At 71.9% G+C, this 15,174-nt stretch carries 8 protein-coding genes and 1 riboswitch; of the genes, 6 read left to right on the top strand and 2 right to left on the bottom strand.

The window, feature by feature from the left end:
• Window positions 1–100: 100 nt before the first annotated feature.
• A riboswitch (cobalamin riboswitch) is annotated at window positions 101–330 on the top strand.
• Between the two features lie 137 nt (window positions 331–467).
• On the top strand, window positions 468–2,981 hold the full coding sequence (locus tag ACVGV0_RS02800) for a ribonucleoside-diphosphate reductase subunit alpha (protein ID WP_459159901.1): 2,514 nt from the start codon (window positions 468–470) through the stop codon (window positions 2,979–2,981).
• 147 nt (window positions 2,982–3,128) lie between these two features.
• Window positions 3,129–4,205: a ribonucleotide-diphosphate reductase subunit beta gene (locus ACVGV0_RS02795; protein ID WP_459158285.1), complete on the top strand. Its 1,077-nt coding sequence runs from the start codon at window positions 3,129–3,131 to the stop codon at window positions 4,203–4,205.
• A 429-nt stretch (window positions 4,206–4,634) separates the two neighbouring features.
• Here the strand turns inward: ACVGV0_RS02795 and ACVGV0_RS02790 are convergent, their stop codons facing one another.
• Entirely contained in the window at window positions 4,635–6,695 is a 2,061-nt protein-coding gene (locus ACVGV0_RS02790; RefSeq protein ID WP_459158284.1) for a M28 family peptidase, read from the bottom strand.
• A gap of 516 nt (window positions 6,696–7,211) precedes the next feature.
• Between ACVGV0_RS02790 and ACVGV0_RS02785 the strand changes: the two genes are divergently transcribed.
• Genes ACVGV0_RS02785 through ACVGV0_RS02770 form a run of 4 tightly spaced genes read left to right on the top strand, consistent with a single transcriptional unit; the run spans window position 7,212 to window position 13,412 of the window.
• Window positions 7,212–8,636 carry a pyridoxal phosphate-dependent decarboxylase family protein gene (locus ACVGV0_RS02785; RefSeq protein WP_459158283.1) on the top strand — a complete coding sequence of 475 codons (1,425 nt, stop codon included), beginning with the start codon at window positions 7,212–7,214 and terminating at the stop codon, window positions 8,634–8,636.
• Window positions 8,633–10,327 carry an IucA/IucC family protein gene (locus ACVGV0_RS02780; protein ID WP_459158282.1) on the top strand — a complete coding sequence of 565 codons (1,695 nt, stop codon included), beginning with the start codon at window positions 8,633–8,635 and terminating at the stop codon, window positions 10,325–10,327. The genes ACVGV0_RS02785 and ACVGV0_RS02780 overlap by 4 nt, the downstream gene beginning before the upstream one ends.
• Window positions 10,324–11,616, top strand: a complete 1,293-nt coding sequence (locus ACVGV0_RS02775) for a lysine N(6)-hydroxylase/L-ornithine N(5)-oxygenase family protein (protein ID WP_459158281.1) — start codon at window positions 10,324–10,326, stop codon at window positions 11,614–11,616. The genes ACVGV0_RS02780 and ACVGV0_RS02775 overlap by 4 nt, the downstream gene beginning before the upstream one ends.
• Before the next feature lie 17 nt (window positions 11,617–11,633).
• Window positions 11,634–13,412, top strand: coding sequence for an IucA/IucC family protein (locus ACVGV0_RS02770; RefSeq protein ID WP_459158280.1), 1,779 nt, complete (start codon window positions 11,634–11,636; stop codon window positions 13,410–13,412).
• Window positions 13,413–13,724: 312 nt separating this feature from the next.
• Here ACVGV0_RS02770 and ectB read toward each other — a convergent pair whose 3' ends face one another.
• The gene (gene ectB, locus ACVGV0_RS02765) at window positions 13,725–14,969 is read right to left on the bottom strand and encodes a diaminobutyrate--2-oxoglutarate transaminase (protein WP_459158279.1); all 1,245 of its coding nucleotides are present in this window, start codon (window positions 14,967–14,969) and stop codon (window positions 13,725–13,727) included.
• Window positions 14,970–15,174: the final 205 nt, after the last annotated feature.

Raw genomic sequence — 15,174 nt, 5'->3', positions numbered from 1 at the left:
CGTAGCAGGGCCTCCGGGGAAGCCCCCGCTCCGGGTGCTCGACATCGAGCAGCCGCCGCGACACGGGATCTGGCCCCGTTCGCGATCGCGCATCGCAACATGTAGTGTGCTCGGTGCTGGTGGTTCACGGGGCCGGGAACGGTCCGGTGAGGCGAGAGGGAACCCGGTGGGAATCCGGGACTGCCCCGCAGCGGTGAGCGGGAACGACCGCCGTCACCACCCCCGCGGTGGTGCAGCACTGGACGCACGTCCGGGAAGCGACGGCCAGTAGGGCCGGCCGAGCGCCGGAAGCCCGCGAGTCCGAAGACCTGCCACCGGTGTGCGCGGGAGAACGCGCACGCACGCCGGGCCTCGAGGGCGGGCCCCGGACACGCGGACCACCCCGCCGGGTGGAGAACCCGCCACGCGGAACGCACCGCAGCGGCGCAGCGCGCCGGCGTCCACCACTCCCGCTCGCGAGGTCCCGGATACGGACGGACTCGCGAGAGGAGAGCGTCGTGACCCAAGCGCCCCCTGCAGCACCCGCGCGCACGCCGGAGCTGAGCGTGCGCGAACCCGACGGCCGCCTGCGCCCGCTCGACTGGGACCGCGTGGTGCGCCTCGTGCAGCACGCGACCAGCGGGCTCGCCGACGTGCACGCCGAACCGGTGCTGGCCGAGATCCGCCGCAACCTCTACGACGGCGTGCGCGCCGAGGAGCTCGCGCAGGCGCAGATCATGGCCGCGCGCACCCTCGTCGAGTCCGAACCGAACTACTCGCACGTCTGCGCCCGGCTGCTGCTGCACGCGCTGCGCGGCGAAGCGCTGCAGCACCTCGGCACGACCGCGTCCGAATCGGACACCGGCGAACCGGGAACCGACTGCGCCGAGCACTTCCCCGCCTACGTGCGATTGGGCGTCCACCTCGGACTGCTCGACCCGGAGCTGGAGCGGTTCGACCTGCATCGGCTGGCCGCCGCGCTCGTCGGCGAGCGCGACCTGCAGTTCACCCACCTCGGCCTGCAGACGCTCCACGACCGCTACCTGCTGCACGACGACGGGGTGCGGTTCGAGCTGCCGCAGGCGTTCTTCATGCGCGTGGCCATGGGCCTGGCGCTGCACGAGGACGACCGGGAGCGGCGTGCGATCGAGTTCTACGAGCTGCTGTCGACGTTCACGTTCATGGCCTCGACGCCGACCCTGTTCAACGCGGGAACCCTGCGTCCGCAGCTGTCCTCGTGCTTCCTCACCACTGTGGACGACGACCTCTCGTCGATCTTCCGCTCGTACCGCAGCAACGCGATGCTCGCGAAGTACTCCGGCGGGCTCGGCAACGACTGGACGCCCGTGCGCGGGCTCGGTGCGCGCATCCGCGGCACCAACGGGACCTCGCAGGGCGTCGTGCCGTTCCTGAAGATCGCCAACGACACGACGGTCGCCGTCAACCAGGGCGGCAAGCGCAAGGGCGCGGCGTGCGCCTACCTGGAGACCTGGCACATCGACATCGAGGAATTCCTCGACCTGCGCAAGAACACCGGCGACGACCGGCGCCGCACGCACGACATGAACACGGCGAACTGGATCCCGGACGAGTTCATGCGGCGCGTCGAGGCCGACGCCGAGTGGACGCTGTTCTCGCCCGACGAGGTGCCCGGCCTGCACGACGCCTGCGGCACCGACTTCGCCGAGCGCTACCGGGCCGCCGAAGCGGCCGCCGACCGCGGCGAGATCGCCGTGTTCCGCCGGGTGCGGGCGGTGGAGCTGTGGCGGCGGATGCTCACCGCCCTGTTCGAGACCGGCCACCCGTGGCTGACGTTCAAGGACCCGTGCAACCTGCGCTCGCCGCAGCAGCACGCGGGCGTGGTGCACTCGTCCAACCTGTGCACCGAGATCACGTTGAACACCGGCCCGGACGAGGTGGCCGTGTGCAACCTCGGGTCGGTGAACCTGCGGGCGCACGTCGGCTCCGGCGGCCTCGACCACGCGCGGCTGGAGAGCACGGTCACCACCGCCGTGCGCATGCTGGACAACGTCATCGACCTCAACTTCTACACGCTCGACGAGGCCCGCGACTCCAACTTCCGCCACCGCCCCGTCGGGCTGGGCGTCATGGGGCTGCAGGACGCCCTGTTCGAGCAGGGCGTCCCGTTCGCCTCCGCGGAGGCCGTCGAGTTCGCCGACACGAGCACCGAGGCGGTGAGCTACTACGCGATCGCCGCCTCGGTGCAGCTGGCGGCCGAACGCGGCCGGTACTCCTCCTTCGAGGGGTCGCTGTGGAGCCGCGGCATCCTGCCGGTCGACTCGCTGCGCCTGCTCGAGCAGGCGCGCGACCCCGAGCACGCCGAGCTGGACCACTCCGCGCGCATGGACTGGGACGGGCTGCGCCGGCGGGTGCGGAACACGGGCATGCGCAACTCCAACGTGCTGGCCATCGCCCCGACGGCGACGATCTCGAACATCTGCGGTGTGGGCCAGTCCGTCGAGCCGCTGTTCTCGAACCTGTTCGTCAAGTCCAACATGTCCGGCGACTTCACCGCCATCAACCCGTACCTGGTGCGGGACCTGAAGCGGCGCGGCCTGTGGGACGCGGCGATGGTCGCGGACCTGAAGTACCACGACGGCACCGTCTCGGCCATCGACCGCGTCCCCGCAGACCTCAAGGCGCTGTACGCGAACGCGTTCGAAGTGGACAGCTCCTGGATCGTGGAGGCCGCGGCGCGCCGCCAGAAGTGGCTCGACCAGGCGCAGTCGCTGAACCTCTACATCGCCTCCCCGAGCGGCAAGAAGCTCGACGCGCTGTACCGCGCGGCCTGGCGCAAGGGCCTGAAGACGACCTACTACCTGCGCTCCCGTTCGGCCACCCAGGTGGAGAAGAGCACGCTGCGCGGCACCGACGGCAAGCTCAACGCGGTCCCGGCGACCCCGGCCGCGGAGCGCGGCGCCGAGCCGACCGGCTCCGCCGCGTGCGCCGCCGACGAGCCCGACTGCGAAGCCTGCCAGTAGCTGGACTTCGCCGGGTCGTTTTGCGCACGGGATCCCGCAGCTGAATCCCCTGCACTCCCAGCTGCCCCGACCAGCTGCCCCGACCTCCCGCCCCGGACAGCGGAACAGACGCCTGCCTCGCCGTCCACGCCCCTTGGAGCACTCGAGATGACCACCGCCGCCAACGACACCGATCCCACCGGTCTCGGCGCGATCGACCGGGACGCCGGACGCGTCACCGTCGACGACAAGTCCATGATCAACGCCCGCGCCGACGTGAACCAGCTGCTGCCGCTGAAGTACCACTGGGCCTGGGAGAAGTACCTCGCCGGCTGCCACAACCACTGGATGCCCACCGAGGTCGGCATGCAGGCCGACATCGCGCTGTGGAAGTCCTCCGACGGGCTCACCGAGGACGAACGGCTCATGCTCGTGCGCAACCTCGGGTTCTTCGCCACCGCCGAGTCCCTGGTGGCCAACAACGTCGTCCTGGCCGTGTACCGGCACCTGACCAACCCGGAGTGCCGCCAGTACCTGCTGCGGCAGGCCTTCGAGGAGGCGGTGCACACGCAGACGTTCCAGTACATCTGCGAGAGCCTCGGGCTCGACGAGGGCGAGCTGTTCAACGCCTACCGCGAGGTCCCCTCCATCGCCGACAAGGACGCGTGGGCGCTGCAGTACACGCAGAACCTGGAAGATCCCGGGTTCACCACCGGCACCCCGGAGGCGGACCAGAACTTCCTGCGCGACCTCATCGCCTTCTACGTGATCTTCGAAGGCATGTGGTTCTACACGGGTTTCGCGCAGGTCCTCGCGCTGGGCCGGCGCAACAAGATGGTCGGCATCGCCGAGCAGTACCAGTACATCCTGCGCGACGAGTCGCTGCACATGAACTTCGGCATCGACTGCATCAACCAGATCAAGCTGGAGAACCCGCACCTGTGGACGGCGCAGTTCCAGCGCGAGGTGCGCACCATGCTCGCCGAGGCCTGCGACCTGGAGGTCGCCTACGCGCGGGACACGATGCCGCGCGGGATGCTCGGGCTGACCGCCGAGCTGTGCGAGCAGTACATGCACTTCATCACCGACCGCCGCGCGCAGCAGATCGGCCTGGATCCGCTCTTCGGGGCGCGGGAGAACCCGTTCCCGTGGATGTCGGAGACGATGGACCTGCGCAAGGAGAAGAACTTCTTCGAGACCCGGGTCACCGAGTACCAGAGCGGCGCGGCCCTCGACTGGGACTGACCCCCGATGCGCAGCGGTCACCGGCTCCCACTCCCGTGCAGGGCAACTCGCCCGGTGACCGCTGCCCCCGGCGTGCTCCCGGCTCGTCCCGTCTCCGCCGGGAGCACACCCGGTCCGTCCGGCAGGATCGGCCGTCCCCGCCGGGCGGACCGCGGCCGTCCCGCGGGAAGCGCTGTGGCACCGCTTCCCGCGGGACGAGCCAAAAACTGCACGCGAGGTGAGGTGTTGAGTGGTCACGTCGCGGAACCTCCCGCAGTGGGCCCGGTTGCGATGCGGGCCTTTCGGCTCTGGCGAGCCGAATACCGGTGGAAATCATCCTCGACCTCTGCACGTCCCCGCGGCAGTCACCGCTGCAAGCGAAACAAGCCTTTGCTCAAGCGGGATCGCCGCGCAGCGAGCATCACGGCACGGCGATCCCGGTCGCCGCTGCTACGCCACCGCGTCGCGGGCCGCGCGGGCGGCCTGGTGCATCGACCCGACCAGCAGGTCGCGGTACTCCTCGGCCGTGGCCGCATCGCCCTCGGAGACCGCGTCGTCGATCGCCGGCAGCGGCTGCACCTCGTAGCCGGTGTACGTGCCGGGGGCGTAGACCATGTGCTTGTACCACTCGCGGCCGGGCAGTCCCTTCTCCCGGGTCAGCGCCCGCTCCTGCTGCACCAGGGCTTCGTTGACCCGTTCGGCGTCGGCCGCACCGCCGCGTGCCGCGCCCTCCAGCCGCAGCGTTGCCGCGCGCCACTCGCGCGCCGCCGCGTAGGCCGGTGCCAGGTCCACCACGGGGTCGCCGGACTGCTGCTCGTCCAGCTCCCGCAGGTGGCCGACGACCGCCTCCGCGTAGTCGGAGTAGGCCATCGGCAACACCTCCGCGTCGGCCAACCGCAGCGCGAACGTGCCCGCGTACGCCGCGGACGCCTCGTGGTACCGGTAGCCGGGGTCGAGGAAGTTCCGCATCGCGTGCAGGTCGTCGTAGGCGCTGTGGTACTCGCCGGACGGCGTGGACATGCCCATGTCGGCGGCGGCGATGCCCAGGTGGTCCAGGAACGGCGTGTAGTCGGAACCGCTGCCCAACCGCTCCGGCACCGGCGCGGGCTGGTCGCTGCTGTCCTTCCAGTTCTCGTACAGCGTGCCGTGCTCGGGATCCTTGATGTCCTTGGCGATGTCGGTGAGGACGCCGTCGAGCGCGGGCACGGAACTGGCGGAGAACTCCTTCCCGCCGCCGGCGCCGTCGAGGTTCAGGTAGGCCACCGCGTCGTCCACCAGGTCGGCGCGGTGCTGCTCGGCCCACTCGGTCGCGCCGAGCAACCCGTACTCCTCGCCGTCCCAACCGGCCAGCACGATCGTCCGGTCCGGCTGCCAGCCCTGCTCGCGCAGCTGCGCCAGCGCCCGGGCGGCCTCCATCACCGTGGTCCAGCCGGAGACGTCGTCCTTGGCCCCGTAGGTCCACGAGTCGAAGTGCGCGCCGAGCACGACCTTCTGCTCGGGGTGCTTCGCCCCGGGGATCTCGGTGATCACGTCGCGCACCGGGGTCTGCTCATAGTCGATGTCCAGGTCCACGTTGGCGGTGGTCGGTCCCGGCCCCACGCGGTAGTCCATGTCCAGTCCGCCCTGCCAGTCTTCGGGCGCTCGCGGCCCTTCCAGCGCGGCGAGCAGGTGCTCGGCCTGGCCGTAGGAGATCGGCGTGGTCGGCACGCTGGTCGTGTTCTCCGCCTCGGACGGGTCGAGCCGCGGCACGCCCGGCTTGGACGGAGCGCCCGGGGTGAGCGGGTCACCCGGGTGCTGGAAGATGTACTGCACGCTGCCGCGCTGGATGCCGTCGGCGTTGCGCCAGGGCCCCTCGGGGTAGACCGCGCCCTTGCGGAAGCCGTCGTCGGCGGGGTCGGAGTACAGGATCACGCCCGCGGCGCCTTGCTCCTCGGCCACTTTGGACTTGACGCCGCGGAAGCTCTCGCCGTAGCGGGCGAGCACGATCTTGCCCTCGACGTCGACGCCGAGCCGCTCGAGCTCGGCGTAGTCCTCCGGCAGGCCGTAGTTGACGTAGACGACGTCGGAGGTGACGTCGCCGGCGGGCGAGTACGCGTTGTAGCCGGGGACGACGTCGGCGTAGTTCTCGTGCCACGGGTAGGCGGGCTCGCGGACGTCGAGTTCGCGCCGTTCCGGCGCGGTCATCGTCACCGAGATGTCCTGCGGCGAGGACGCGTGCACGCGGTAGGTCTCCAGCTGCGCGTCCAGGCCCCACCGGCGCAGCTTGTCCACGGAGTACCGCGCGCGGCGCTCGGCTCCCTCCGTGCCGACCAGCCCCGGGTAGCTCGCCATGTCCTCGCTCATGCGCGCGGCGCTGCCCGCATCCACCTCCTGCTGCAGCCGCTCCTCCCACTCCTGCGGGGCCTCGGTCGTGGTGGACGCCGGCGCCGCTGCGCCGAGGACGAGCGCGGTGCTGCACGCGACCGCGCCGAGGACGCGGACGAAGCGGCGGTGTCGTGCGTGCTGGGGCATCCGTCCTCCTGGAACCTGGCATCGAGTCGATCAGCAGGCGAAAAGTACGAAGGGGACGGCGGGCCGCGCAATCGCCACCACCCGTTCGCACGCGAATTTCCCGCGACCGGCGGACCTGCCGGGCGCCGATCCGAGGGGCCGGGCCGGAGCGGCGCAGCAGTCGCCGAACACCGGACCGCCCTGTGAATCGGTGCACACCCCGCGCGGCGCGGCGTGCGGGCGCCCGGCGCCACCACCGGCCGCGGCCAGGAAGATTCGCCGTTCGGAAGATCATCGCCCGCTCGACGCGCCCGGGCGGTCCCTTGCTGCGTACCGGCGACACCGTTATCTTGCAGCAAGGCAAGGCAAACCTAATGCCCGTGCGGTCCTCGTGCCCGCGCGACACCGGCGGGGAACCGCGCGTCGACACGACTCCCGGACCTCCGGGCGAGGACCCGACGGGGCGTCCCCGTGCTCGGCCTGCCAGAACAGCGACGACGGAACAGCCAGCCCACACACAGCGAGAGGTGACCGCGCGTGCGGACCAATGCACGGCTCGGCGGCGGCAGCGACGGCGCCGAGGCGCTCGCTCCGCTGCTGGAGGCCGCGCTCGAAGCCTTCCACAAGGGGACCTCCGACCGCGGTGGACCGCTCCCCGCCGGCGGCGACCCCGCCGTGGCGGAGCGGCTCAGCACCGCCGGACCGTCCCTCCCGGAAACCGGGGTCGGAGCCGAGCAGGCCCTGCACGAGCGGGTGCGGGCGTTCACCGCGAACGCGGCCGAACCGGCCGACCCCCGCTGCGCGGGACACCTGCACGCGCCGCCGCTGGCGGTCGCGCTCGCCGCCGACCTCGTGGCGAGCACCGCGAACTCCTCGCTGGACTCCTGGGACCAGGGGCCCTCCGGCACGGTGGTCGAGCGGGACGTCGTGCGCACCACGGCGGGGCTCGTCGGGTTCGACCCGGACTCCGCGGCCGGCGCGCTCACCTCCGGCGGCACCGAGTCCAACCTCACCGCGCTGCTGCTCGCCCGCGACCGCGCCGCGGCGCACCGCCCGCGCGTGTTCTGCTCCGAGCAGGCCCACTTCTCGATCGCCCGCGCCGCGGGGATCCTCGGCATCGGCGAGGACGCGGTCGTCCCCGTCCCGGTCGACGAGCAGCACCGCATGGCACCGGAGGGGCTGCGCGACGCGCTCGTCCGCGCGCAGGAGGCCGGTGGCACGCCGCTGGCCGTGGTGGCCACGGCCGGCACCACCGACCTCGGCGTGGTCGACCCGATCCCCGAGATCGCCGCACTCGCGGGGGAATTCGGCGCCTGGGTGCACGTCGACGCCGCCTACGGCGGCGGAGCGCTGTTCTCCGAGCGCCTCGCCCCGCTCCTGCGGGGCATCGAGCGGGTGGAATCGGTGGGCCTCGACCTGCACAAGCTCGGCTGGCAACCGGTGGCCACCGGCATGCTGCTCACCCGGCGGGCCGCCCTGTTCGACCCGCTGGACCGGCGGGTGTCCTACCTGAACACCGACGACGACGAGGAGGCCGGTTTCCCCGGGCTCGTGCACCGCTCGCTGCGCACCACCCGCCGGGCCGACGCGTTCAAAGTGGACGTCACCTTCCGGGCGCTGGGCAGGCGCGGCCTCGGTGAGCTGGTGGACCGGTGCCACGACCTCGCCGGCCACGCCGCCGACCGGATCGCCGAGCACCCGCAGCTGCGGCTGCTGCGCCGACCCGAGCTGAGCACCGTCGTGTTCCGCTACGTCCCGGAGCACGGCGAGGCCGACCGCTGCAACGCGCGCCTGCGGCAGCGGCTCCTCGACGAGGGCCGCGCCGTGGTCGGTCGGACCGAACTGGACGGACGGATCCACCTCAAACTGACGTTGCTGAACCCGCACGCCACCGAAGCCGACGTCGACTCGGTGCTCACCGCGGTGGTCGAGGCGGGAGACAAGGAAGCAGTAGCTGTATGACGAGCAGTGTGCATGCGGACGCCCCGGCGATCCGCGCGCAGGACGACGCCGAACGGGTCGCCGGGGACGCGACCACCGAGGGGCTGCTGCGCTGCTGGGTGCGCGAGAACGCGCTGCGGTTGCACGGGGACGCCGCCGCGTTCGACTTCCCCACCAGCGGGGTGCGGGTCACCGCGCCCGTGCTGTACCGCTCGGCGACCGGGCACCACCGGTTCGGCACGCCGCGCCTGCCGTCCGGCGCGGCGGTCAGCGCGGTCACCCTGGCCGCGCTGATCGGCCTCGAGGCCACGGCGGGACGGCAGCACCAGCAGCACGTGACCGACGACCTCGTCGGCCGCGTGGCCGATTCGCAGGCGCGCGTGGCCCAGTACCTGTGGCACCGGGCGCAGCACGAGGACCCGGTGGACGCGCCGCCGTTCCTGGCCGGCGAGCAGGCCCTGGTGCTGGGGCACCCGCTGCACCCCGCACCGAAGAGCCGCCAGGGCATCAGCCCCTCCGAGGGGCGCCGGTTCTCCCCCGAGCTGCGGGGCGGGTTCCCGCTGTTCTGGTTCGCCGCCGACCCGTCGGTGGTCTCCCGCGAGGGCGCTCCGGTCGACGCGCTGGCCGGTTTCGCACCGGAGGTGCCCCCCGGGACCGTGCCCGTGCCCGCGCACCCGTGGCAGGCGCGGGAGGTGCTGGCCAAGCCGGAGATCCGGGACCTGCGCGAGCGGGGGCTGCTCGAACCGCTGGGCGAGCACGGCCCGGAGTGGTACCCGACCGCCTCGGTGCGCACCCTCTACCACCCGGACGCACCGGTGATGCTCAAGTGCTCGCTGAGCATGCCGATCACCAACTCGGTGCGGGAGAACCTGCGCAAGGAGCTCCGCCGCGGGGCCGAGATCGACCGGCTGCTCGGCGGGGGCCTCGCCGAGGAGCTGGCGGCGCAGCACCCCGGCTTCGGCATCGTGCGCGATCCGGCGTGGATCGCGGTGGACGTGCCCGCGGCGGCCGAGAGCGGGCTGGAGACGATCGTGCGGGACAACCCGTTCCGCGGGGGCGAACGCGCCTGCTGCGTGGCCGGTCTGGTGGCCGAACGGCCCGACCGCGGGCCGTCCCGGATCGCCGCCGTGCTCGAGCGGCTCGCCGCCGCGGAGGGCGCCGGCACCGCAGAGATCGCCGAGCGCTGGTGCGCGCACTACTTCGACGCCGTCGTCGCGCCGGTGCTGTGGCTCTACCGCGCGCACGGGCTCGGGCTGGAGGCGCACCAGCAGAACACCCTGGTGGAGCTCGACGAGCAGGGCTGGCCGCGCGGCGGGTGGTACCGGGACAACCAGGGCTACTACATCTCCGAACCGCGCCACGACCTGCACCGGTTCCTGCCGGACATCGGCGACGGCGAGAACCTGTGCCCCGACGAGCTCATCAACGAGCGACTCGGCTACTACATCGGCATCAACAACCTGCTCGGCCTGGTCGGTGCGCTCGGCAACCAGGGCCTGGCCGACGAGCGGCGCCTGCTCGCGGTGCTGCGCGAGCGCCTGCGCGGCTTCGACGACCTGGCGCTGGCGCGCGCGCTGGCCGAGGAGCCGACGCTGCGCTGCAAGGCCAACCTGCTCACCCGCATCGACGGACTGGACGAACTCGTCGGACCGATCGCGAGCCAGTCCGTGTACCGCGACATCCCGAACCCGTTCGTGGAAGCGAGCTCATGAGCCCTGCCTACGACCTGGTCGGCGTCGGCATCGGACCGTTCAACCTGTCCCTCGCCGCTCTGGCCGACTCGCTGCCCGACGTCTCGGTCGCGCTGTTCGACGAGAGCCCGGAGTTCTCCTGGCACCCCGGTCTGCTCATCGAGGGCACGACCCTGCAGGTGCCGTTCCTGGCCGATCTGGTCACGATGGTGGACCCGACGAGCCGGTGGTCCTTCCTGTCCTACCTCAAGGAGCACGACCGGCTGTTCCCGTTCTACTTCGCGGAGAACTTCCACATCCCGCGGCAGGAGTACAGCCACTACTGCCGCTGGGTCGCCGATTCCCTGCCGTCCTGCACGTTCGGCCAGCGCGTCACGGCGGTCGACTGGGACGCCGACAGCGGGCTGTTCACCGTCGAGCGCACCGACCAGCGCACCGCCGAGACGGCGGTGGTCACCGCGCGCAACGTCGTCCTCGGCGTGGGCACGACGCCCTCGGTGCCGGCCGCGTTCACCGGCCTGCTCGGCAAGCAGGTCTTCCACGCGGCGGAGTACCTGGACCGGTACGAGTCGCTGCGCGAGGCCGAGGACATCACCGTGCTCGGCTCGGGCCAGTCCGGTTCCGAGGTGCTGCTGGACCTGCTGCGCGAGCAGCGCAGCACCGGCTGGCGGCTGCGCTGGCTGACCCGCTCGCCCGCGCTGGCGCCGATGGAGTACTCCAAGCTGGGCCTGGAGCACTTCACGCCGGACTACACGCAGTACTTCCGCACGCTGGACCAGTCCACCCGGGACTCCCTGGTCCCGCAGCAGTGGCAGCTGTACAAGGCCAGCAGCGCGGGAACGCTGGCCGAGATCCACGACCTGCTGTACCAGCGCGGCATCGGCGGGCAGGCACCGGACGTCACGATCACGCCGAACATCGCGGTGACCGGCGCGGAGGGCGGCGAGCGCATCTCGCTGCGGTGCCACCACCTCCAGCAGGACCGCACCTTCGACGTCAGCACCGACCGGGTGGTGCTGGCCACGGGGTTCACCGCCGAGCGGCCCGCGTGCCTGGACCCGCTCACCGCGGCGATCAGCTGGGACGAGCGGGGGCGCTACCAGGTCACCGACGACTACCGCGTCGTCACCGACGACGCGGTCTCCGGCGGGCTGTACGTGCAGAACGCCGAGATGCACACGCACGGGGTGGGCGCACCGGACCTGGGCCTCGGGGCGCACCGCGCCGCGACCATCCTCAACTCCGTCGCCGGCAGGCGATTCACCCTTCCCGAACGCACCGCCTACACCACGTTCGGCGTCGAACTCTGAGACTTGCGAGGTAGCACATGACGCTGTCACTTCCCGCCGAGCTGACCGAGGAGAACTGGCGGCGCGCGGGGCGCGCCCTGCTGGCCAAGTCGCTCGGTGAGCTCTCGTACGAGCAGCTGCTGGAACCCGTCCACCTCGACGGGGACCGCTACCGGGTGGACCTGCCGGAGGCGGTGTCCTACGCGTTCACCGCGCGGCGCGGCGCGTTCCAGGACTGGCGGGTGGACCCGGCGACGATCGTGCGCACCGGCCCGGACGGCGAGCACGCGGCCGAGGACCCGCTGCGCTTCTTCCTCGACGCCTACGAGGCGCTGGGCGTCAGCGGCGACACCGCGGGGCACTTCCACCGCGAGCTCACCGCGACGCTCGTCGCGGACGCGCGCCTGCTGGACTCCGGCCTGTCCGCCGCGGAGCTCGCCGGGCTGGACTACGTGAGCCTCGAGGGCCACCAGACCGGGCACCCGTGGCTCATCCCGAACAAGGGCCGGGTCGGTTTCTCCGACTCGGACGCCGAGCACTACGGGCCGGAGGCGCGCCGCACGCACCAGCTCCCCTGGATGGCGGTGCACCGCTCGCTGGCCGACTACCGCGCGGTGGCCGGGCTCGACCAGGACGTGCTGCTGAAGACCGAGCTGGACGCCGCGGACGAGCAGCGGTTCACCGCGGTGCTCGGCGAGCGGGGCCTGGACGCGGCGGAGTACGTGTTCATGCCGGTGCACCCGTGGCAGTGGGACCACGTGGTCATCCCCGACTTCGCCGCGGAGATCGCGCAGCGCCTCATCGTGCCGCTGGGCACCGGCCCGGACCGGTACGTGGCGCAGCAGTCGATCCGCACGTTCGCCAACATCGACAACGAGCAGCGGCACTTCGTCAAACTGCCGCTGTCCATCCTGAACACCCTGGTGTGGCGGGGGTTGCCGACCGAGCGCACCGTCGCGGCCCCGGCGGTGACCTCCTGGATCCACGACCTCGCCTCCTCGGACGAGTACCTGCGGGACACCGGTGCCGTGCTGCTCGGCGAGGTGGCCTCGGTGACGGTGCGGCACCGCGGTCTGGAGCAGATCGCGAACGTGCCGTACCAGTACAAGGAACTGCTCGGGGCGATCTGGCGGGAACCGCTGGCCGGCAAGCTCGACAGCGGGGAGAAGGCGCGGACGCTGGCCTCGCTGCTGCACGTGGACCCGCAGGGCACCGCGTTCGTCAGCGAACTGGTGCGGCGATCCGGCCTGGACGCGCAGGAGTGGCTGCGGCGCCTGTTCCACGCGCTGATGCCGCCGCTGCTGCACTTCCTCTACCGCTACGGCGTGGTGTTCTCGCCGCACGGGGAGAACACCATCTTCGTCTGCGACGAGAACGACGTGCCCACCCGCCTGGCGGTGAAGGACTTCGTCGACGACGTCAACATCAGCGAAACGCCGCTGCCGGAGCTCTCCGAGCTGCCGGAGGACGTGGACGGCGCGCTGCTGCGGGAACCGCCGGAGATGCTGCGGCAGTTCATCCAGAGCGGCCTGTTCGTCGGCCACTTCCGCTACCTCGCGCCGCTGGTGGAGGAGCACCTGGGCGTCGCCGAGAGCACGTTCTGGTCGCTGCTGCGCGAGGAGGTCCTCGCCTACCAGCGCAACTTCCCGGAACTGTCCGAGCGCTTCGCGACGTTCAACCTGTTCACCCCGCGCATCGACCGGTTGTGCCTGAACCGCAACCGGCTGCTGCTCGACGCCTACCGGGACCGCCCGGAGCGCCCGCACGCGGCCGTGCACGGCACGGTGCCGAACCCGCTGGCCGGCGAGGTGAGCTGACCGCCGCGGGGCCGGCGCCCTGCCGGGCACCGGCCCCGCGGCCGGGATGTGGTCTTCAGCGGTCGGGTGCTGACCGGCAGTAGCTTCCGGGGCCGTGCCGGGCGGGCGATCCCCGCTCGGCGCGGCCCGGTCGTCGTGCGCGGTGGGCGTTTTCGGCGGCGGTGGCCGCTCGATGTCGAGCGCCCGGCGGCGAGGGGCGCGAGAGGTGCCGCGGCCGGCGTGCGTGCGCAGCACGGACGAACGCCGCCGCAGGATCCGGAAACGCGCGACGGGCGGGCCCTCGAAGCGGGCCCGCCCGTCGCGCGGCGGAGTTCAGCCGAGCACGTCGGTGACGGCGTCGCGGACGACGCCCAGGCCCTGCTCGAGCTCCTCCTCGGTGACGGTCAGCGGGGGCATCACCTTGACCACCTCGTCCTCCGGGCCGGAGGTCTCCACGAGCAGCTTGCGGTCGAAGGCAGCACGCGCGACCTTCGCAGCGGACGCGGGGTCCTCGAAGCTCAGCCCCCGCGCCAGCCCGCGGCCCTTGGCGGTGCTGCCGGGGTGCTCGGCGGCGATCTTCTCCAGCACCGCGCCGACGCGCTCGCCGTGCCGCTCGGTGCTGCGGCGCAGCTCGTCGTCGTTCCAGTAGTGCCGCAGCGCGGCGGATCCGGTGACGAACGCGGGGTTGTTGCCGCGGAACGTCCCGTTGTGCTCACCCGGTTTCCACACGTCCAGCTCCGGCTTGAACAGGGTGAGCGCCAGCGGCATCCCGTAGCCGCCGATCGACTTGGACAGGCAGACGACGTCCGGTTCGATGCCGGCCTCTTCGAAGCTGAAGAACGGGCCCGTGCGGCCGCAGCCCATCTGCACGTCGTCGACGATCAGCAGGATCCCGTGCTCGCGGCAGATCCCCTGCAGGTGGCGCAGCCACTCGCCGCGCGCGTCGTTGATCCCGCCCTCGCCCTGCAGGGTTTCCACGATCACGGCGGCCGGTGCGTCGAGGCCGCTGCCGGAGTCCTGCAGCATCCGCTCGAAGTGCCGGAAGTCCGGCTCCTCGCCGGCGTGGTCGTCGTAGGGGATCGGCGTGGCGTGCGCCAGCGGAACTCCGGCCCCGCGGCGCTTCCCGGCGCTGCCGGTCACGGCCAGCGCGCCCAGCGTCATGCCGTGGAACGCGTTGGTGAACCCGACGACCTGGTGGCGCCCGGTGACCTTGCGGGCGAGCTTCAGCGCGGCCTCGACCGCGTTGGTCCCGGTCGGACCGGGGAACTGCACCTTGTACGACAGGCCGCGCGGCTGCAGGACGATGTTCTGCAGGTCGTGCAGGAACTCGCGCTTGGCCGCGGTGGCCTGGTCCATGCCGTGCGTCACCCGGTCGTCGTCCAGGTAGTCGATGAGCGCGCGCTTGAGCACCGGGTTGTTGTGGCCGTAGTTGAGCGCCCCCGCGCCGGCGAAGAAGTCCAGGTAGGCTTCCCCGCGCTCGTCGAAGAGCCAACTCCCCCTGGCCCGGTCGAAGACGGTCGGCCAGTTCCTGCTGTAACTGCGCACTTCGGATTCCAGGGTGGCGAAGATGTCGTTCACGGTCCTCCATCCCACTCGGCGCACCGAGCTTCGGGTCGAAAGCGAACCGCCGTTGCGGCGGGCGTGGTGTACGGAATGCACGGAAAACACGCGGGACTGCCACGCGTTGCGCCGAGACGCGAGCGGCGTCGCGACGGCGGTCGCACTTCGCGGAGACGCGGTGGATCGCTCCATCGCCAGTTCGGGATACCTGCAACATAGCAGG

The organism is Salinifilum ghardaiensis, assembly GCF_054491345.1.
The sequence above is the reverse complement of the archived record's forward strand: the minus strand, read 5'-3'. Positions and strand labels throughout refer to the sequence as shown.

Bases quoted from the DNA above. Each gene is read 5' to 3' on its own strand.
- ACVGV0_RS02795 (WP_459158285.1), top strand. From the start codon at position 3,129: ATGACCACCGCCGCCAACGACACCGATCCCACCGGTCTCGGCGCGATC.
- ACVGV0_RS02790 (WP_459158284.1), bottom strand. From the start codon at position 6,695: ATGCCCCAGCACGCACGACACCGCCGCTTCGTCCGCGTCCTCGGCGCG.
- ACVGV0_RS02780 (WP_459158282.1), top strand. From the start codon at position 8,633: ATGACGAGCAGTGTGCATGCGGACGCCCCGGCGATCCGCGCGCAGGAC.
- ACVGV0_RS02775 (WP_459158281.1), top strand. From the start codon at position 10,324: ATGAGCCCTGCCTACGACCTGGTCGGCGTCGGCATCGGACCGTTCAAC.
- ACVGV0_RS02770 (WP_459158280.1), top strand. From the start codon at position 11,634: ATGACGCTGTCACTTCCCGCCGAGCTGACCGAGGAGAACTGGCGGCGC.